This is a genomic window from Clostridium sardiniense, assembly GCF_019753795.1.
GTDB lineage: Bacteria > Bacillota > Clostridia > Clostridiales > Clostridiaceae > Clostridium > Clostridium sardiniense.
The window spans coordinates 119,112-137,796 of sequence record NZ_JAIKTU010000009.1 but is presented as its reverse complement, the minus strand read 5'-3'; the positions used below and the strand labels follow the sequence as shown (position 1 = coordinate 137,796).

The 18,685-nt window shown below is 28.0% G+C and carries 18 protein-coding genes; 13 read left to right on the top strand and 5 right to left on the bottom strand.

Annotated elements, in window-relative coordinates:
- Positions 1-12: 12 nt before the first annotated feature.
- Positions 13-279 (top strand): hypothetical protein, encoded by a 267-nt coding sequence (locus tag K5V21_RS12180; RefSeq protein WP_221861474.1) that lies wholly within the window; start codon positions 13-15, stop codon positions 277-279.
- A 39-nt stretch (positions 280-318) separates the two neighbouring features.
- Here the strand turns inward: K5V21_RS12180 and K5V21_RS12175 are convergent, their stop codons facing one another.
- On the bottom strand, positions 319-1,536 hold the full coding sequence (locus K5V21_RS12175; protein ID WP_221861473.1) for a 6-phosphofructokinase: 1,218 nt from the start codon (positions 1,534-1,536) through the stop codon (positions 319-321).
- A gap of 209 nt (positions 1,537-1,745) precedes the next feature.
- On the opposite strand from K5V21_RS12175, the gene K5V21_RS12170 reads away from it, so the two are divergent.
- Together K5V21_RS12170 and K5V21_RS12165 are read left to right on the top strand one after the other, a co-directional pair.
- Positions 1,746-2,291, top strand: a complete 546-nt coding sequence (locus tag K5V21_RS12170) for a manganese efflux pump (RefSeq protein ID WP_221861472.1) — start codon at positions 1,746-1,748, stop codon at positions 2,289-2,291.
- Between the two features lie 79 nt (positions 2,292-2,370).
- Entirely contained in the window at positions 2,371-2,790 is a 420-nt protein-coding gene (locus tag K5V21_RS12165) for a Fur family transcriptional regulator (RefSeq protein ID WP_221861471.1), read from the top strand.
- Positions 2,791-2,804: 14 nt separating this feature from the next.
- On the opposite strand, the gene K5V21_RS12160 is transcribed toward K5V21_RS12165, so the two are convergent.
- The 3 genes from K5V21_RS12160 to K5V21_RS12150 form a co-directional block, all read right to left on the bottom strand.
- Entirely contained in the window at positions 2,805-3,599 is a 795-nt protein-coding gene (locus K5V21_RS12160) for a metal ABC transporter permease (RefSeq protein ID WP_221861470.1), read from the bottom strand.
- 22 nt (positions 3,600-3,621) lie between these two features.
- Positions 3,622-4,296 (bottom strand): metal ABC transporter ATP-binding protein, encoded by a 675-nt coding sequence (locus K5V21_RS12155; RefSeq protein ID WP_221861469.1) that lies wholly within the window; start codon positions 4,294-4,296, stop codon positions 3,622-3,624.
- A gap of 71 nt (positions 4,297-4,367) precedes the next feature.
- Positions 4,368-4,751 (bottom strand): hypothetical protein, encoded by a 384-nt coding sequence (locus K5V21_RS12150; RefSeq protein WP_221861468.1) that lies wholly within the window; start codon positions 4,749-4,751, stop codon positions 4,368-4,370.
- A 149-nt stretch (positions 4,752-4,900) separates the two neighbouring features.
- Here K5V21_RS12150 and K5V21_RS12145 point away from each other — a divergent pair, with 149 nt between their 5' ends.
- The 4 genes from K5V21_RS12145 to K5V21_RS12130 all read left to right on the top strand — a co-directional run bounded on the left by K5V21_RS12145 (position 4,901) and on the right by K5V21_RS12130 (position 8,995).
- Entirely contained in the window at positions 4,901-5,308 is a 408-nt protein-coding gene (locus K5V21_RS12145; protein WP_204593692.1) for a DUF6762 family protein, read from the top strand.
- Positions 5,309-5,425: 117 nt separating this feature from the next.
- A complete protein-coding gene (gene pepF, locus K5V21_RS12140; RefSeq protein WP_221861467.1) occupies positions 5,426-7,222 on the top strand; it encodes an oligoendopeptidase F in 1,797 nt (598 codons plus the stop codon).
- Between the two features lie 165 nt (positions 7,223-7,387).
- Positions 7,388-8,380, top strand: coding sequence for a rhomboid family intramembrane serine protease (locus K5V21_RS12135; protein WP_221861466.1), 993 nt, complete (start codon positions 7,388-7,390; stop codon positions 8,378-8,380).
- Between the two features lie 9 nt (positions 8,381-8,389).
- Complete coding sequence (locus K5V21_RS12130; RefSeq protein ID WP_221861465.1) at positions 8,390-8,995, top strand: hypothetical protein; 606 nt, start codon at positions 8,390-8,392, stop codon at positions 8,993-8,995.
- A gap of 37 nt (positions 8,996-9,032) precedes the next feature.
- Here the strand turns inward: K5V21_RS12130 and uvsE are convergent, their stop codons facing one another.
- Positions 9,033-10,271: a UV DNA damage repair endonuclease UvsE gene (uvsE, locus tag K5V21_RS12125; RefSeq protein WP_221861464.1), complete on the bottom strand. Its 1,239-nt coding sequence runs from the start codon at positions 10,269-10,271 to the stop codon at positions 9,033-9,035.
- Between the two features lie 245 nt (positions 10,272-10,516).
- Between uvsE and gdhA the strand changes: the two genes are divergently transcribed.
- The 6 genes from gdhA (at position 10,517) to K5V21_RS12095 (ending at position 18,680) form a co-directional block, all read left to right on the top strand.
- Positions 10,517-11,863 (top strand): NADP-specific glutamate dehydrogenase, encoded by a 1,347-nt coding sequence (gene gdhA / locus K5V21_RS12120; protein ID WP_221861463.1) that lies wholly within the window; start codon positions 10,517-10,519, stop codon positions 11,861-11,863.
- A 232-nt stretch (positions 11,864-12,095) separates the two neighbouring features.
- Positions 12,096-13,484, top strand: coding sequence for a glycosyltransferase family 2 protein (locus tag K5V21_RS12115; RefSeq protein ID WP_221861462.1), 1,389 nt, complete (start codon positions 12,096-12,098; stop codon positions 13,482-13,484).
- A 190-nt stretch (positions 13,485-13,674) separates the two neighbouring features.
- Positions 13,675-14,844, top strand: coding sequence for an iron-containing alcohol dehydrogenase (locus tag K5V21_RS12110; protein WP_221861461.1), 1,170 nt, complete (start codon positions 13,675-13,677; stop codon positions 14,842-14,844).
- Between the two features lie 224 nt (positions 14,845-15,068).
- Positions 15,069-15,557: a thiol peroxidase gene (tpx, locus tag K5V21_RS12105; RefSeq protein WP_221861460.1), complete on the top strand. Its 489-nt coding sequence runs from the start codon at positions 15,069-15,071 to the stop codon at positions 15,555-15,557.
- A gap of 125 nt (positions 15,558-15,682) precedes the next feature.
- A complete protein-coding gene (gene mnmH / locus K5V21_RS12100; protein WP_221861459.1) occupies positions 15,683-16,717 on the top strand; it encodes a tRNA 2-selenouridine(34) synthase MnmH in 1,035 nt (344 codons plus the stop codon).
- A gap of 13 nt (positions 16,718-16,730) precedes the next feature.
- A complete protein-coding gene (locus K5V21_RS12095; RefSeq protein ID WP_221861458.1) occupies positions 16,731-18,680 on the top strand; it encodes a DNA gyrase/topoisomerase IV subunit B in 1,950 nt (649 codons plus the stop codon).
- Positions 18,681-18,685: the final 5 nt, after the last annotated feature.

The window sequence follows — 18,685 nt, the reverse complement described above, 5'->3', positions numbered from 1 at the left end:
GATGGAGCAAATATGAAGAGGTGTGTTTATTGTAATAGAGAGATATCACTTAATTATTTGTTAAAACAAAGGGGAGAAGATATTATAAAATGTCCATATTGTACAAAGGAATTAAAGGTAAATAAAATATCAAAATTACTAGGAGCATCATTATTAATTTTAGTAATTGCTATCATAATAATATTGCCATGTAGATATAACATTAAAATAATATCTGTAGTAGGTTGGACATTTATATGTAATTATTTATTGAGGCCACTTATTTATGTATATGAATAAAAGCACAGCTATAAAGTCTGTGCTTTTATTTTGGTCATATTATTTATTGAAAACTTTATACTTTGGAAGGTTATCTTCAAAGCATAAAGAAGGAGTTCCTTCAAAAAGAGGTGAGAAGTATTCATAAGCTTCTTCAGTTAAATTATTTCCTTCTTCATTAATCCATTCTGTAGGGAAATATTTAACATTATTTGCAACCTTTGAAGCATCAACTTCAAAGAATGATGTTTTATAAGGTGAATTTTGATCTCTTTTTATAGCCACCATAGATCCATTCTTGTTTTCTTTAGCATATTTTAAGGCTTCATAACCTGCAAGGTAAGCTTCTTCTATATCTAATTTTGATGCACAGTGCATAGCACATCTTTGAAGCACACCAAGTTCTAGAGCCTTAACTCTAGTTGTTATACCAGCTGTTAGTATAAGCTTTCTTAAACATTCACTTACACCACCTAATTGGGCATGTCCAAATGTATCCTGTGAGACACAATCAAATTCAGTTAAGAACTTACCATCTTCAGTTCTTAAACCCTCAGAAGCTACTATGTAAACTTGATTTTGTTCTTTAAATTTTTTTCTAACATCCATTAGGAACTTTTCTTTATCAAAAGCTCTTTCAGGTAAATATATGAAATCTGCTACTTGTTTACCATTTATTTTAGCACAGCATGCAGAAGCTGCAAGCCATCCTGTATCTCTACCCATTGTTTCAATTATAAATATTCCATTGTTACTGTAAACTGATGAGTCTAGATAAGTTTCAAGTACAGCTGTTGAAATAAACTTAGCAGCACTTCCAAAGCCAGGGGTATGATCAGTATACATTAAATCATTATCTATAGTTTTTGGAATACCTATAAATTTTATGTTTAATCCGTTATCTTTTGCATATTTTGATAGTTTTGCTGTTGTATCCATTGAATCATTTCCACCTACATAGAAAAATGCTTCAATATTTAATTCTGATAAAATATTAAATAATTTATCATATTCATCAGTTGACTCATTAATTGATTTTAATTTATATCTACAAGAACCTAATCCTGATGAAGGAGTATATGTGAATGTATTTAATTCTTCCTCAGCTTTAGCGGATAACTCAATTATTTTTTTATTTAATATACCTTCTATTCCATTTAATCCACCATAGACCTTATCATATAACTTTAATTCCTCGTTTGCTTTAACTAAACCAACGACGCTTGAATTAATTACTGAAGTTGGCCCTCCTGATTGTGCAATAATACAATTTGACATAAATACTCTCCTTTAGAACAACATATATTTAGTATATGTGATATGCTATTTAAAAATTAATCTACTCTGTTTAATACTATACATTAAAAAGGTGATAAAATAAAGACTTTTTATGAAAAAAATTTGAATAAATAAAAAAAGAATAATTTATAAGAGTTACTACTAATAATAATAATAGTAAAGTAATTTTAAGTGAAAGGTTTAAATTTATGAGCATAGTAACAGTAGTATTAATAGGTATAGCATTAGCTATGGATGCTTTGGGAATTACACTTAGTATAGGCGTTTTACCTAATATAAAGAGAAAAATCAAATATACATATATATTCTCATTTGGTTTTTTTCAGTTTCTTTTTATTTTTTTGGGGGGATTTATAGGCAAGGTATTTAATAGATTTATTACAATACCTAATGCAGTTGGTGGTATAATAGTCGGTGTTATTGGATTTATAATGATATTAGATGCATTAAAGCAAAAGGAAGAGTCTATATTACTTAAAAAAGGAATGAGTATATTTCTTGGAATATCAGTGAGTATTGATGCATTAGTTATAGGATTCACTATGATGAATGATATATTAATACTTGTATTGTTTTTATACTCAATAATGGTTGGGCTTATAACTATTGTGATATGCTATATAGGCTTTGGGGTATGCGATTACATTAAAAGAATAGATTTTGTAGAAAAGTATGCTAATTTCTTTGGTGGAATCATATTAACTATTATGGCGTTAAAGATGATTTTCTTTTAAAAGGATTTAAAATTATAATAATAAGTGTTAGAATTATTTATATAAAGATTCTTTTAGCGTATAGAAGAGGGAGTATGTAATGGATATTGAAAAGATATTAAAAGATAAAAATATGAAAATAACAAAAGCTAGAATGAAAATTCTAATGATATTAATAAATGAAAAAGAAGGTATGACAGCAGAAGAACTATTTGATATTTGTAGAGATGAAAATATAAATATAAATTTAAGTACTGTATATAGAACATTAGACTCTTTCTGCGATAATAATATAATAGATAAATATTTGCTTGAAGATGGTGTATCATCATATAAGCTTCATAGTGAGAGTCATAAGCATTTATTAGAATGTGATATATGTCACAAAGAAGTGGAAATGCCATGTCCTATAGGACAAATAGAGGAATTAATTAAAAGGCAAACAGGATTCACTCTAACGGAGCACAATATAGAAATAAAGGGTATATGTGAAGCATGTAAAAAAACATCTCAAAAATAAATTTGAGATGTTTTTTATTTAGAAAAGAAATTTTTTAAAATTATAGTAAGTATTAATGAGAATACTGAAACAATTGCGATTGTTCCACCTGGAGCACTGTTAACATAATAAGATAGTGCTAGACCAAACATTATATCTACAAAACCAAAAATTATTGAAAAAATAAGAGTCTTATTAAAATTTTTATTTAGCTGAATAGCAGTTGCAACAGGAACTACTATTATTGATGAGATAACAAGTATACCCATTATACGGATAGACATTGAAATAGTTGCACCAATTAAAATTGTAAAAATATAATTTATTAATTTAACTCGTATTCCAGCCGTTTTAGCTCCTTCTTCATCGAAGGTAACATAAACAAGTTTATTGTAAATAAATAATAATGTTATTAAACAAATAACTCCAGTTATAAAGATTAAAGCTATATCCTGTTTTGTTACTGTAAGGATGCTTCCAAATAAAAATGAGTTAACATTTGCAGAAGCTTTTCCGCTACTTATTAGTATTATAGCAATACCTAAACTTAAAGTAAGTACAATTGACATTACAAGTTCTGCGTAACGTTTATAGTAATCTCTTAAAAATTCAATTATAAGAGCACAAAGTGTAGTAAATAAAAAAGCAGTTATCATAGGATTAACTCCCACAACAAGTCCTATTGCAACTCCAGCAAAGGAAGAGTGAGATAGAGTATCGCCAATCATTGAGTATCTTCTAAGTACTAAGAAAAGTCCAATGAAAGGGCATAGAATTGATATAATACCTCCTGCAATAAAAGCATTACGCATAAAGTCTAATTCGAACATAAAGTTTTACACCTTTCTATATCTATAAATTCAATATTTTTTTATCAAGAGAAGCTCTATAATTTATATACTGAGCTTTAGTATATAACGTAGGAACACCAGCTACAACGTGTAGTATATGGGTAGAATATTTTAAAGCAAGTTCAATATTATGCTCTACAGAAATTATGGTTTTACCATTTTCTTTATTTAATTTATTAAGTAATGCATAAATTGATAACTGATTTTTAAAGTCAACACCAGTTGAAGGCTCATCTAATATTATAAGCTCTGGGTTACCCATAAGAGCTCTCGCAATAAATACTCTTTGTTGTTGTCCTCCTGAGAGACTTCCAATTAACTTGTTAGTAAAGTCTAACATATTTACTCTCTCTAAAGCTTCTTTGATTTCATTTTTGTTTTTAACTCCTATTGAGTTACCATGTGTTTTAAGAACTTCATAGACAGAAATGGGAAATTGAGAGTTAAAACTTTCAATTTTTTGTGGAACATAAGCAACTCCCTTGGCATTTACAGTTATACTACCTGATGTAGGTTTTAGTAGACCAAGTATTAATTTTAATAGAGTAGTCTTTGCACACCCATTTTCTCCTATTATAGAAAGGTAAATACCTTTTGGTATGTTTAAATTAACATTTTCTATAAGATAAGGAGGTTTGTTTGTATATGAAAATGTAAGATTATTTATATTAATCAAATTATCATCTCCTAAAAATAATTACCCCTTATTATACACTTTTATGCAAATGATTTGCAAGATTAATTGTCTTATTTTAATATATAAGAATTTTCTAGCTTCCAAGAATTATTTTTTTTCCTTAAATGGCACTCAACCTTTCTAGATTGATGAGGTTTTTCTTTAGATAATCCTGATGCATCAACAACTGCTGTATCCCCATCTGAAAATTTAAGTTCCATAGTCTGAACTCTAAGAAGGGCATTATCTACATTAGTAGTCATAAGATATTCAACAGCAGTAGATATATCTTGACATTTAACATAAGCAAACACTTTCTTTGCTGTAAATGCAGTTAATGCTATTATGAGTGCGATGATTAAGAGAGCTAATCTTCTTCTCTTTTTTTGGTTTATTAAAAAACGTTCTCTTCGACTAAATCTTTTATTTCGAGGCCTTCTTCTATTATTGCCCATAATATCACTCCTTAAAATACTTTATAATAAAATATTACCATATTTTTCCATAAAGTAAAGAATATTATATTTAATATTTCATAAAATAGTAGGTATGGTTTATAATAAGAACAACTGAAGAATTTTAAGAGTTAGAAAGGAAGATTAATATGGATTTTTCAAGCTTAGTTTTAATGGAGAAAGATAAAGATACAGGATTTATTTCAAAAGAATTAGGAAGTTTTAGCGTTGATGAAGGTGCTTTATTTGTAAGAAAGTTTTTTGTAGAAGATGGAGTTGTTAATTTATACTTTGATACAAATAAAGATGTTGAAGAATGGGAATATTCAGCAATATATGATTTATTCAATGAAGAAGGATTTAAAGAAAAAGGATATGAATTAGAGGAAGATTTAGAAGAGTATAATCCTACATTTATTATAAAATTTGAATATGATGAAGAATATAGTAAAATACAAGAAAAGTTAAATGAGATTATTGGATTAATAAAAACTGAAATGGAAAATGTATTTAAGAATATAGAAGGAAAAGAAGAAGAATATAAGGAAGAAGTTTAGAACTTAATATAAAAGCATATAATAAAAGAAAACTTATAATAGGTGAGGCAAAGGCTTCACCTATTAATATAATTTACTGAAAAGAAATATTTTCAACTATAAAAAGGAGGAATTTATATGGCTCAAAATGTTTTAAAAAATAGAGATGAAATAAAAGAAGATGATAAGTGGAAAATTGAAAAGATCTATTCATCAAATGATGAGTGGGAAAAGGATTTTACAAAGCTTAAAAATGAAGCACCAAAATTAAGAGAATTTCAAGGTAAGCTTAACAAGCCAGAAATGATTTTAGAATATTTAAAGTTATCAGAAAAAACTTCTCGTTTAGCTGAGAGACTTTATGTATATGCACACCTAAAAAGCGATGAGGATACAGCTAATAATGAAAATCAAGCTAGAATGAGTAAAGTTGATAGCTATATGGCTGAATTATCAAGCTATTCTGCATATTTTGTACCAGAAATATTATCATTAGGAGAAAATTATATAAAGAAAGCAATTGAAGAAGTAGCAGATCTTAAAGAATACGAATTTATATTCGAAAATATACTAAAAGAAAAAGATCATGTATTAAGCAAAGAGATGGAAGAATTAATGGCACAAGTTTCAGATTGTTTAGATGCTCCATCTTCAATACAAAGTATGCTTAGCAATGCAGATATGACTTTCCCTAAAATAAAAGATGAAAACGGAGAATTAGTTGAATTAACAGAAGGAAATTATTCCTCATTTATAAAATCAAAGGATAGAGTTGTAAGAGAGGAAGCTTTTAAGACTTTATTTTCTGAATATAATAAGCTTAAAAATACATTTGCAACAACATTAAGCTCATCAATTAAGAATTTTTCTTTTGATGCAAGAGTAAGAAAGTATAACTCTTGTTTAGAAGCATCACTTAAACCTAATAATATTCCTGTAGAAGTTTATAAGGAAGCTTTAAGTACTATAGATAGAAATTTAAGTTCTCTTCATAGATATATCTCACTTAAAAAGAAGATGCTAGGCCTTGAAGAAATGCATATGTATGATCTATATGTTCCAGTTATAGAAATAGAAAAGGATCACATAGAATTTGATGAAGGTGTAAAGATTGCAATAGATGGACTTAATCCTTTAGGTGAAGAATATCTTAATATATTCAAAGAAGGAATAAATTCAGGATGGATAGATAAATATCAAAATAAAGGTAAAAGAGGGGGAGCATACTCTTGGGGATCTTATGATACTATGCCTTATGTTTTATTAAATTATAATTATGAGCTTAATGATGTATCTACACTAGTTCATGAAATGGGTCATTCAATTCATTCATATTATTCAAGAAAGAATCAACCATACTTCTATGCAGGGTACACATTATTCTGTGCAGAGGTTGCATCAACAACTAATGAAGCATTACTTATACATTATTTAATTGATAAAGAAACAGATAAAAAGAGAAAATTATACTTAATAAATCAAGAGCTTGAACAAATTAGAACCACTGTATTTAGACAATTAATGTTTGCTGAATTCGAACTTTATACTCATGAAAGTATAGAAAGTGGAAATCCACTTACAGCTTCAGAGTATTCAAGTAAATGGCATGAATTAAATGTTAAATACTTTGGAGACGATATGGTTGTAGATGAAGAGATTGATATAGAGTGGGCAAGAATACCTCATTTCTATTCAGATTTTTATGTATACCAATATGCAACAGGATATGCTGCTGCATCAGCCTTTGCAAACTCTATATTAAATAAAGAAGAAAATGCTGTAGATAAATACAAATCATTCTTAAAGAGTGGTGGAAGTGACTATCCTATAAATATATTGAAAAATGCAGGTGTTGATATGACTACATCAAAACCTTTAGAAGCCACAATTAAAAGATTTAATGAACTTTTAGATATGTTAGAAGAAAATCTATAGATTAAATATAAATCAATCTAATTTCCTAAGTTGTATAAAATTTAGGAATATTAGATTGATTTTTTAATATTTCTTATTAATTCTATAAATAGAATCGTATTTTCTTTGAAAAGTTTAAATGTATCTTTTATAATGTATTTAAAGATTAAAAATAGTGGAGGAAGTATGCGAGACTTTAGTCAAAGAGTTTATGAGTTTCTTTCAAGTACTCAAGGCTTTTATATGCAACAATATTATAGTAATTTTTATAAAGAAGATAGATGGATTGCTATTAAAGATTTAGAGGAAGGCATATATGCTGTAATAATATCAAAGGATTCAAATGAAGATATTGATTATGATGAAGCCTTTAGGTATTTAAGTAGTTTAGGAAAGAGATTTTTATTAAATAGTATTGTATTTGTACAGGGTGATTATATAAGAGGGGATAACCAGGGCAGGAGTAAGCTAATATATAATATAAATAGTATGGAGGTTATGCACTATGATGAAGAGTGTAGACCTTTAAAAGAATGTTTAGAAATTATAAATAAAGAAAAAGTATCTGTAAATAACAAAAAAAGAATATTAGGTATTTTTAGAGAAAGCCCTGTAACTAGTATACTTATTCTAATAAATGTTATTATTTTTATAATAACAGCTATGGTATCTAAAAGTATGGTAGATATAAATACAAGGGTTTTAATTGAGTTTGGAGCAAAAGTAAATTATTTAATAAATCAGGGAGAAGTTTGGAGATTAATAACAAGTGCCTTCCTACATGGTGGAATTATGCATATAGCATTTAATATGTATTCATTATTTATTGTAGGTACAGTTGTAGAGAAAATATATGGATGGAAGAAATATTTATCTATATATTTATTTTCAAGTATAACTTCAAGTTTATTAGGATATATATTAGGTCCAAATATGATATCAGTTGGAGCTTCAGGAGCTATATTCGGTATATTAGGAGCCTTTTTATGGTTTGCATTAAGGGAAAAGAAACATCTTCAAAGAGGTGTTTTAGGTAATATAATAGCAGTTATTATATTAAATCTATATATAGGATTTACTTCATCGAGTATAGATAATTTAGGACATATAGGAGGTTTTATAGGAGGGTTCCTCCTTTCTATACCATTTTATCGTAGTAAAAAACATAATATTAATTAGGGGGTATTTATGAAAAAATTAACTTATGATAGCGTTATAACATATTTATTTTTAATATTATTAGCTATCACAACAGTATGGGATGTAATTTATAGAGAGGGAGAAAAGTTACCTAGGATAGTATTAATTCTAGTTACTGTAGGCCTACTTAAAGTATTTTGTAGATATACATTTTTTAGAAAATCTAAAATGACATATGTAGCTATCCTTATATTTATATTCTTTTCAATGTATTTAGCAAATGTATTAAATTTTTATGCAATAGAAGGATATGATAAAATGCTTCATCTTGCATCAGGTTTATTAATAGGCGTTATTGGTTTTGCAATATACACATATTTATTTAATCCTAAAAAGAATAAAGATATAAAACCTTTTGCTATGGTATTATTTACTATAATGTTTGCAGTAGCTTGTGCTGGTATATGGGAAATATGGGAGTTTACAACAGATAGCTTGTTTGGATTAACAGCTCAAAATGGATTAGAGGATACAATGTACGATATTATATGTGGAACAATTGGAGGTATAATCGTAACTATACCAATATATTTATATTCAAAAGGTGGAAAGAATAAGTTATTAGACAAAATGATAAAAGAAATAACTGATTAGTTAATAAAAAGAGAATAGATAAACATCTATTCTCTTTTTAGTTATAGAAATAATACATAGAGAGTGCATTGTATAAGTTTTTTTTGAAGGCTAATTTATATAAATATTCTTTAGCTTTTTTAAATTTTTTATCATTAAATAGTTTATTAAAGTGATTTATTTCACTTTTAGTTAAATTATTTTCAAGTTCTAAATAGACTTCTTTAAGAGTGATTATAGAACATTCAAAAGAAGGTTCTGAATAAATAAATCTATCTATAAATTTATAAAACTCTATTATTCCTTCAGTATTTAATATATATTTAGATTTTTCAAAGACATCCTTTCCTTTTTCTTTAAGATAATATTTATAAGATTCTAATTCTTCAATCTTAGATTTTTCGGATAAAGTCCCTTTTAATTCGCTCAATAAATTTATAGTTTTAATTGCAGAAAAATCTTTATCTTTAACTTCTGTCATTATATCAATGTCTAATCCATTTAAAGAATCTATATAATTTAAGAAGCCATTACAAGATATAGTACTAGAGTGAGAGCCTTTCTTTTTAATTTTATTTTGTTCACTGTAATGAACTTTAATTGTGCCATCTTCTTTATGCCAAGTCTGATTAATACTATTTAAGATTGAACAATTATCACCTTCATGACCTTCATAGCAAGTGTAGTGTAAATTATCATATATTATTGGAATAGAGCATTTTTCACTTATATATAATAAATCTTTTATTCTATAGTTTTTTTCATCATTCTCAATTACTAGTCTTTTCTTTATATTTCTAGAAAGTAAATTATAATTATTAATAAAATTATCTATTGCTAATTTTTTATTGTTATATACTCCACCAACATGAAGTATAATCTTACAATCAGAGTTCAAGTTTAAGCTATCTAAAAATTTACAGTGATATTCTAAATCTTTAATTGCTTTAGAAACTGTAGCTTTATTATGACTATTTAAAACAGTATATTGTCCAGGATGCATTGATACTCTAACAGAATTATTCTTAATTAAATCCCCTATTTTCTTTAGATCTTTTTTAAAATAACTTTCCCAATCAAAAGTATTTATTTCATGACTTGCAAAAGGAATTATATCAGAACTGATTCTGAATAAGTATATTTCATTAGAAATATTATAATTTAAAATATCTATTAGATTATTTAAATTATTAGATATGCAATTTATTAAAATATCTTCTGAATAGTTTTTTAGAATAAATGATTTTGTTGTTTTATTTGGAATTCTAAGTGGGGTGCAGGCATAACCAATTTTCATTTTTATATCTCCTAAGTATTTAATAATTTTAATAATAGTTTTAATAAAATAGGTTTAAAGAATACATAATAAATATGAATAAAGAAAACTGTTTCATTTTCACTTGAATTTACATATTAACAAAATATTATTTCAAATTTTAAAAAAATAAGAAAATTCTAAAAAATTAATGTATTTTATAGTAAAATACATTAAAAAGTTGTATTATATAAATAAATTACTAAATGAGAAGGGGCGTTAAATTTATGAATGGAAAACAATATGTTGAAAATGTACTAGAGCAAGTAAAGTTAAGAAATAGTGGTGAAAATGAATTTTTAGATGCAGTAACAGAAGTTATGAACTCATTAGTTCCTGTTTTTGATAAGAATCCGAAATTCATAGAGAATGGTATATTAGAGAGAATAGTAGAACCGGAAAGACAAATATTCTTTAGAGTACCTTGGGTGGATGATAGTGGAAAGGTTCAAGTAAATAGAGGGTTTAGAGTTCAATTTAATAGCGCGATAGGGCCATATAAAGGAGGTCTTAGATTTCATCCATCAGTAAACCAAAGTATTATTAAGTTCTTAGGATTTGAACAAATATTTAAAAACTCGCTTACAGGATTACCAATAGGCGGAGGTAAGGGAGGATCAGATTTTGATCCTAAAGGAAAATCAGATAATGAAGTTATGAGATTTTGTCAAAGTTTTATGGCAGAGCTTTGCAAACATATTGGAAGTGATATAGATGTACCGGCTGGAGATATAGGAGTTGGTGGTAGAGAAATAGGTTATATGTATGGATATTACAAAAAAATAAGAAATACAAGTGAACAAGGAGTGTTAACAGGTAAAGGTCTAACTTATGGTGGTAGCCTTGGAAGAAAAGAAGCTACTGGTTATGGATTAGTTTTCTTTACTGAAGAAATGCTTAAGGATAACGGAACCAGTTTTAATGGAAAAAGTGTTGTTATATCAGGTTCAGGAAATGTTGCTATATATGCAGCAGAAAAAGCAACTGAACTTGGAGCTAAAGTTATAGCACTTAGTGATTCAAATGGTTATATATATGATGAAAATGGAATTAACTTAGATGTGATTAAAGAAATAAAAGAAGTTAAAAGAGGAAGAATTAAAGAATATTTAGATTTTGTTAAAACTGCTAAATATGAAGATGGATTCAGAAATATATGGAAGATTAAATGTGATATAGCATTACCTTGTGCAACTCAAGGTGAGATAAATAAAGAGTCAGCAGAAATACTTGTTGAAAATGGAGTAATTGCAGTATCTGAAGGCGCAAATATGCCATCAACACTTGAGGCTATAGAGGTGCTACAAAGTAATAAAGTTATGTTTGGACCTGCAAAAGCTGCCAATGCTGGTGGAGTTGCTTGTTCAGCACTTGAAATGTCACAAAATAGTATTAGACTATCATGGAGTGAAGAAGAAGTTCTAGATAAACTTAAAGATATAATGGTAGCAATATATAAAAATTCAAGTGAAGCTGCTAAGGAATACGGAGAAGAAGGGAATATATTAATGGGTGCAAATATTGCAGGTTTCTTAAAAGTTGCAGATGCAATGATGGCTCAAGGTATAGTTTAGTTAAAAAATGGAGAAAGTAGACTTTAGAAGGGTCTGCTTTTTTTTATATTTATTTAAAAAAATTGAGTTTCAAATATGTGTAAAACTAAGGGTTTTAGCAATTCTTAAATATTTTTAATTTTTATATACTTGATTTTTACACTATGTTGAATTATATTTAAAAGGACGTACTTTTAGAGAAAATAGAAAATGAATGGGGAAGAATTTCCATTTGTCATTAGGAGTGAATTTAATGGGAAACTTAATTTATGCTGTAACAGCAGCGTTTCAATTTTTCGTATTCTTTATAACTATGTATTATTTAATACTAGCTTTCTTCGGATTATTTAGAAGAAAAGAGAAGAAAAATTACACACCAACTAAAAAGTTTGCAATGATAGTAGCGGCTCATAATGAGGAAGTAGTTATAGGTAAGCTTATTGAGAGCATGCAGAAACTTAATTATCCAAAGGAATTATATGATGTTTTCGTAATAGCAGATAACTGTACGGATAAGACTGCGGAAATATCAAGAAATTACGGAGTTAATGTATTCGAACGTTTTAACAAAGATAAGAGAGGTAAAGGTTATGCTCTTGAGTGGATGTTCGATAAACTTTTTAAAATGAATGAAAAATATGATGCTATTTGTATATTTGATGCAGATAATCTAGTGCATGAAGATTTCTTAAAAGAAATAAACTCAAAGATGCTAGAAGGATATAAAGTTGTACAAGGATATATTGATAGTAAAAATCCAAATGACTCTTGGATTGCAACAGCGTATTCAATAGCCTTTTGGTCACAAAATAGAATGTTCCAATTAGCAAGAAATAATGTTGGATTCTCAAACCAATTAGGTGGAACTGGATTTGCAATTGACACAGGAATGTTACAAGAATTAGGATGGGGAGCAACATGTCTTACAGAAGATTTAGAATTTACTTGTAAACTTGTATCCAACGGAGAAAAAGTTGGTTGGGCACATGATGCAAGAATATTCGATGAAAAACCATTAACATTAAAACAATCTTGGTCACAAAGAAAGAGATGGATGCAAGGATTTACAGATGTTGCATCAAGATATTTCTTTAAACTTATAAAAGCTTCAATAAAGCAAAGAAAGTGGTATATGTTTGATTGTGCATTATACGTAATGCAACCATTTGTTACATTGCTACTTGGTTTGTCAGCAGTTCTTACTTTAGTGCAAGGAAATCTTGGAGCACCGGATGTTTTTGTTATAAGCAGTGTATTTAGTGATATAGGTTGGAAGATATTTATAATATGTCAATTCTTAATTACACCATTAGTACTAAAGCTTGAGAAAAAAGTTTCGACTGGATTCTTTGCTATAATATTTATATATTCAATGAATGTATTTATATTACCAATATTAGCAACTAAAATAGATAGCATATATGCATTTACGATAGTATCAGCTGCGTATAATTTAGTAATGTTAGTAATTACATTTATATGCTTAGGAAAAAGTGGTTTACTATTATTTATCAGATTCTTATTATATGGATTATATACTTTAACTTGGATTCCAATTACAGTTCAAGGTATTATAAATAAGAATAATAAAGAGTGGAGTCACACTAAGCATGTAAGAAATGTTGAAATATGTGATTTGTAAAATAAAGGTTTAAGACTTTGATTAGTCTTAAACCTTTTTTGAATTTAAAAAGTCATAAATGAGGATAATAAGTAATATAAATTATTTTGCAATAACTTAATATATAGTACAAGAAAAGTTTACCTATAAATTGATAATATATTATTTAAGGGTGTATACTTAAATTAATAAAGATTAGGAGGAGAGGTTTATGAAAAATTTTGATTATTCAATTAAAACAGAAGTCTATTTTGGAAAAGGCAAGATAAAAAGTCTTGGAAGGATATTACAAAGATATGGTGAAAAGGTTTTATTAGTATATGGTGGAGGAAGTATTAAGAAAGTTGGATTATATGAAAAAGTTAAATCAATATTAGAAGAAAATAATATTGAATGTATAGAGCTAGGAGGAGTAGATCCTAACCCAAGAATAGAATCAGTAAGGGAAGGGGTTAAGCTTGTACATGAAAATTCTATTGATATGATTTTACCTGTAGGTGGAGGTAGTACTATAGATTGTGCAAAAGCTATATCAGGAGCTAGCTTTTATGATGGTGATCCATGGGAGATAGTAAAGAATCCTTCAAAAATAGAAAAGGCTTTACCTATAATTAGTATATTAACTCTTTCAGCTACAGGATCAGAAATGGATCCATTTGCTGTTATTTCAAATATGGATACAAATGAGAAGTTAGGACTTGGTAATGAGATATTAAGACCAGTAGCTTCAATATTAGATCCTGAATATACTTATTCAGTACCTAAAAATCAAACAGCAGCAGGAACAGCTGATATAATGAGCCATGTATTTGAGGTATATTTTAGCAAAACTAAAGATGCATACTTACAAGACAGAATGGCAGAAGGTGTATTAAAAACATGTATTAAGTATGGAGAGATAGCGTATAATGAACCAGAAAATTATGAGGCAAGAGCTAATTTAATGTGGGCATCTAGCTTAGCTATAAATGGATTACTTTCTTGTGGAAAAGAAGGAACAGCTTGGTCAGTTCATCCAATAGAGCATGAATTGAGTGCATTTTATGATATAACTCATGGAGTTGGACTTGCTATATTAACACCTAATTGGATGAAATTTGTTTTGAATGAAGATACATTAGAAAAATTCTATGAATTTGGAGTTAATGTTTGGGATATAGATAAATCACTAGATAAAAAAGAAGTTGCAAATTTAGCTATAGAAAAAACAAGAAATTACTTTAAGAAACTTGGAATCCCAGGAAAACTTAGGGAAATAGGTATTGGAGATGAAAAGTTTGAAATTATGGCCGAAAAAGCAGTAAAGGTTGGAGGCTTAAAATATGGATATAGAGCTTTAAATAAGGATGATGTAATAAGCATATTTAAAGCATCATTATAATTAATAAATTAGGACTTAAGAATTTATATAAATTTTTAAGTCCTAATTTTAATATTAAAAATAATTATATAGGGAACTATAATATTATGTTAATAAAATATTCAAAGATAATCTATTGAATATTTTATTTAAAAGTATAAAATATAATTATCAAAAGAGAAAAGTTAGTAATGGAAAACAATTATCGATATAGGTTTTTAATGCTAATTAAAGGAGTGAAGAAAATGAATATAACAGTAAATGGAGAAAAAGTAACAATTAGAGGAGCAGAAGTAAGAGTTGGTCAAGAAGCACCTGATTTTGTTTTATCAGATAATGATTTAAAACCAGTTACATTAAAGGATACAAAGGGAAAGAGAGTATTTCTAACAGTTCCATCATTAGATACACCAGTATGTGATATGGAAGTTAAAAGATTTAATGAAGAAGCTACAAAGTTTAAAGACACTACTATATATGTAGTATCAGTTGATTTACCATTTGCACAAGCAAGATGGTGTGGAGCAGCAGATGTAGAAAATGTAATAACTCTTTCAGATTATAAAGATAGAGTATTTGGAGAAAATTACGGAGTATATATAGAAGAAGTTGGCTTCTTAGCTAGAGCGGTGTTCGTTGTAGATGAAAATAATAAAGTTATATATGTAGAATATTGTAAAGATGTAAGTGATCATCCAAACTATGATAAAGTATTAGAGGTCCTAGCTAAATAGTATTATCTAAAAAGATAGAAACATAGAAAAAAATCGTACAAACGTATGTACGATTTTTTTCTTTTTTTATTTTGTAAAAGTATGATAGAATAGAATGGTTAATAAATTGTATAGGGGTCCTTAGTATGTTTAATATAATAGATTATAAAGATATAGTAGATGATAAAGAGTGTATTTTAATTGATGTTAGAAGTCCAAAAGAATATAAAGAAGCTACAATAAAAGGTGCAATTAATATACCTGTACTCTTAGATGATGAAAGAGATATAGTAGGAACACTTTATGTTAGAGAAAGTGTAGAGGCTGCTAGGACTAAGGGGATTGAATTTATATCAAAGAGACTTCCACAGATTTTTAATGATATACAAAACATGTATAATAATGGTGAGAAAAAAATAGTACTTTTCTGTTCAAGAGGCGGTATGCGAAGTGGTAGTATATATTCTCTTTTATATTCATTAGGAATAAAAGTGTATAAATTAAGAGGTGGATATAAAGGGTATAGAAAGTATATAAATGATAATTTTGAGGGAGTAAATAAAGGAGTTAAATATATAGTCTTACATGGAAAGACTGGTGTGGGAAAGACTGAATATTTAAAGGCTTTAAAAGAAAAAGGTTTTGATATACTAGATTTAGAAGGGGCTGCAAATCATAGAGGTTCTTTTTTAGGTAGTATATCTCTTGGAAAATCTAATACTCAAAAAATGTTTGAGACTGAAATTTTTGAAGCACTTAAAAATAGAAAAGGCAATTTAGTTTTTGTTGAAGGGGAAAGCAAAAGAATAGGTAACATAATAATTCCTGAACCTATATGGAGTTCAATGGAGGATGGAATTAAGATTTATATTGAAGATTCTATTGAAAATAGGAGTGAAATATTAATAAAAGAATACATAAAGGGCAATGATAGTGTTAAAGAACTTATAGATTGCTTAGACAACTTAAAAAGATATTTAAATGATAAAAGAGTAGAAGAGTATAAAAAGCTTCTTAAAGAATGTGATTATAAAACTGTATGTGAAGAACTTATGTTAAAGTATTATGATCCTTTATATTCTAATAGTTTTAAGATAAAAGATTTTTATGAGACAATAGTAAATAAAGATAGAAATGAAACAATAAATAGATTAATAGATATTTATAATAAAAATACTTAAGGTGGAGGAGAAAATGGTAAAAGAAAGTAATGTATCATATGATGTTACGGATTTAACATCCTTAGAAAAATTAGAACCAGTGAGGATTAGACCAGGTATGTACATTGGTTCTACTGGAAGCAAGGGACTACACCATTGTGTTTGGGAAATACTTGATAATTCAATTGATGAAATTTCAAATGGATATGGTAGTAAGGCTACTGTTATTTTAAATAAAGATAAAAGTGTAACTATAATTGATGATGGAAGAGGTATACCAACAGGTATTCATCCTATTAAGAAAAAGAGTGGGGTTGAGATGGTATATACAGAACTTCATACTGGTGGTAAGTTCGATAATAAAAATTATAAAACATCAGGTGGATTACATGGTGTTGGAGCAGCAGTAGTAAATGCTCTTTCAAAATGGGTAGAAGTTGAAGTTCATCAAAATGGAAAGAAGTATAGACAAAGATTTGAATATGCTTATGATAAAGAACTTAAAAAAGATATGCCAGGAACACCTGTAATACCATTAGAAATAGTTGGAAAAGCAAAGGATACAGGAACTAAGGTAACCTTTTTACCTGATAAAGAGATATTTTCAACTACTGATTTTAAATTTGATATTATAGATGAAAGACTTCAAGAGCTGGCATTCCAAAACAAAGGGATGAGACTTGAATTTATTGATAATAGAAAAGATGAAGAAGTTAAAAAAGAGTATTATTCAGAAAGAGGACTTTTAGATTTTATAGAATATTTAAATGAAAGTAAAACACCACTTCACAAAGATCCTATTTTATTTGAAGGAGATAAAGAAATAGGAGGAATAGCTATGTCAGGAGAGGTGTGTATTCAATTTACAGACTCAACTACTGATAATATAGCAAGTTATGTAAATAACATTCCAACAACTGAAGCGGGAACTCATGAAACTGGATTTAAAACAGGTATGACAAGAGCTTTTAAGGAATGGGCTAGAAAGCTTGGTCTTGTAAAAGAAAAGGATAAGGAATTTGAGGGAGACGATTTAAGGGAAGGTATGACTGCAATCGTAAGAATTAAAATTTCAAATCCAGTCTTTGAAGGACAAACAAAGACTAAGCTTGGTAATAATGAAGCATATACTATGATGAATGAATTAGCATATATTAAGCTTGGTGAATGGATAGAAGATAATAAAGAATTAGCAAGTAGACTTATAAACAATGCTCTTTCAGCAGCGCAAAGAAGAGAAAAAATTAAGAAAATAAATGAAGCTGAAAAGAAGAAAATAGGAAGAGGTGCAGCACCTCTTGCTGGTAAGGTGGCAGTTTGTACTGGAAGAGATAAGCAATATAATGAATTTATTGTTGTCGAAGGAGATTCAGCTGGAGGTTCAGTTAAGCAGGCTAGAGATAGAAGGTTCCAAAGTATAATGCCATCTAAGGGTAAAATAATGAACACTGAAAAACAAAAGCTTGAAAATGTACTAGCTTCAGAAGAACTTAAGATATTTAACACAGCAATAGGTACAGGAACTTTAGATAACTATAGTGAAGATAATTTAAAGTATAATAAGATAATAATAATGAGTGATGCTGATGTTGATGGATATCATATTAGAACATTATGGATGACTTATATTTATAGATATATGAGACCACTTATCGCAAATGGACATTTATATCTTGCACAACCTCCTCTTTATAAAGTATATAAAAAGGTTAAAGGAAAAGAAGTAAGTGAATATGCCTATACTGATGATGAACTTGAAGAAGTTAAGAAGAAGATAGGAAAGGGTGCATTAATTCAAAGATACAAAGGTCTTGGAGAAATGAATCCAGATCAACTTTGGGATACTACCCTTAATCCAGAAAGTAGAACTCTACTTCAAGTTACGATAGATGATGCTGCAAAAGCTGAAAAGATGGTATCACTTCTTATGGGAGATATAGTAGAACCAAGAAGAAAGTATATGTATAAATACGGAGAATTTTAAATAGA

What these genes read in the sequence shown, in the direction of transcription:
- K5V21_RS12180 (WP_221861474.1), top strand. Translation starts at nt 13, where the DNA reads ATGAAGAGGTGTGTTTATTGTAATAGAGAGATATCACTTAATTATTTG.
- K5V21_RS12175 (WP_221861473.1), bottom strand. Translation starts at nt 1,536, where the DNA reads ATGTCAAATTGTATTATTGCACAATCAGGAGGGCCAACTTCAGTAATT.
- K5V21_RS12170 (WP_221861472.1), top strand. Translation starts at nt 1,746, where the DNA reads ATGAGCATAGTAACAGTAGTATTAATAGGTATAGCATTAGCTATGGAT.
- K5V21_RS12165 (WP_221861471.1), top strand. Translation starts at nt 2,371, where the DNA reads ATGGATATTGAAAAGATATTAAAAGATAAAAATATGAAAATAACAAAA.
- K5V21_RS12160 (WP_221861470.1), bottom strand. Translation starts at nt 3,599, where the DNA reads ATGTTCGAATTAGACTTTATGCGTAATGCTTTTATTGCAGGAGGTATT.
- K5V21_RS12150 (WP_221861468.1), bottom strand. Translation starts at nt 4,751, where the DNA reads ATGGGCAATAATAGAAGAAGGCCTCGAAATAAAAGATTTAGTCGAAGA.
- K5V21_RS12145 (WP_204593692.1), top strand. Translation starts at nt 4,901, where the DNA reads ATGGATTTTTCAAGCTTAGTTTTAATGGAGAAAGATAAAGATACAGGA.
- pepF (WP_221861467.1), top strand. Translation starts at nt 5,426, where the DNA reads ATGGCTCAAAATGTTTTAAAAAATAGAGATGAAATAAAAGAAGATGAT.
- K5V21_RS12135 (WP_221861466.1), top strand. Translation starts at nt 7,388, where the DNA reads ATGCGAGACTTTAGTCAAAGAGTTTATGAGTTTCTTTCAAGTACTCAA.
- K5V21_RS12130 (WP_221861465.1), top strand. Translation starts at nt 8,390, where the DNA reads ATGAAAAAATTAACTTATGATAGCGTTATAACATATTTATTTTTAATA.
- uvsE (WP_221861464.1), bottom strand. Translation starts at nt 10,271, where the DNA reads ATGAAAATTGGTTATGCCTGCACCCCACTTAGAATTCCAAATAAAACA.
- gdhA (WP_221861463.1), top strand. Translation starts at nt 10,517, where the DNA reads ATGAATGGAAAACAATATGTTGAAAATGTACTAGAGCAAGTAAAGTTA.
- K5V21_RS12115 (WP_221861462.1), top strand. Translation starts at nt 12,096, where the DNA reads ATGGGAAACTTAATTTATGCTGTAACAGCAGCGTTTCAATTTTTCGTA.
- K5V21_RS12110 (WP_221861461.1), top strand. Translation starts at nt 13,675, where the DNA reads ATGAAAAATTTTGATTATTCAATTAAAACAGAAGTCTATTTTGGAAAA.
- tpx (WP_221861460.1), top strand. Translation starts at nt 15,069, where the DNA reads ATGAATATAACAGTAAATGGAGAAAAAGTAACAATTAGAGGAGCAGAA.
- mnmH (WP_221861459.1), top strand. Translation starts at nt 15,683, where the DNA reads ATGTTTAATATAATAGATTATAAAGATATAGTAGATGATAAAGAGTGT.
- K5V21_RS12095 (WP_221861458.1), top strand. Translation starts at nt 16,731, where the DNA reads ATGGTAAAAGAAAGTAATGTATCATATGATGTTACGGATTTAACATCC.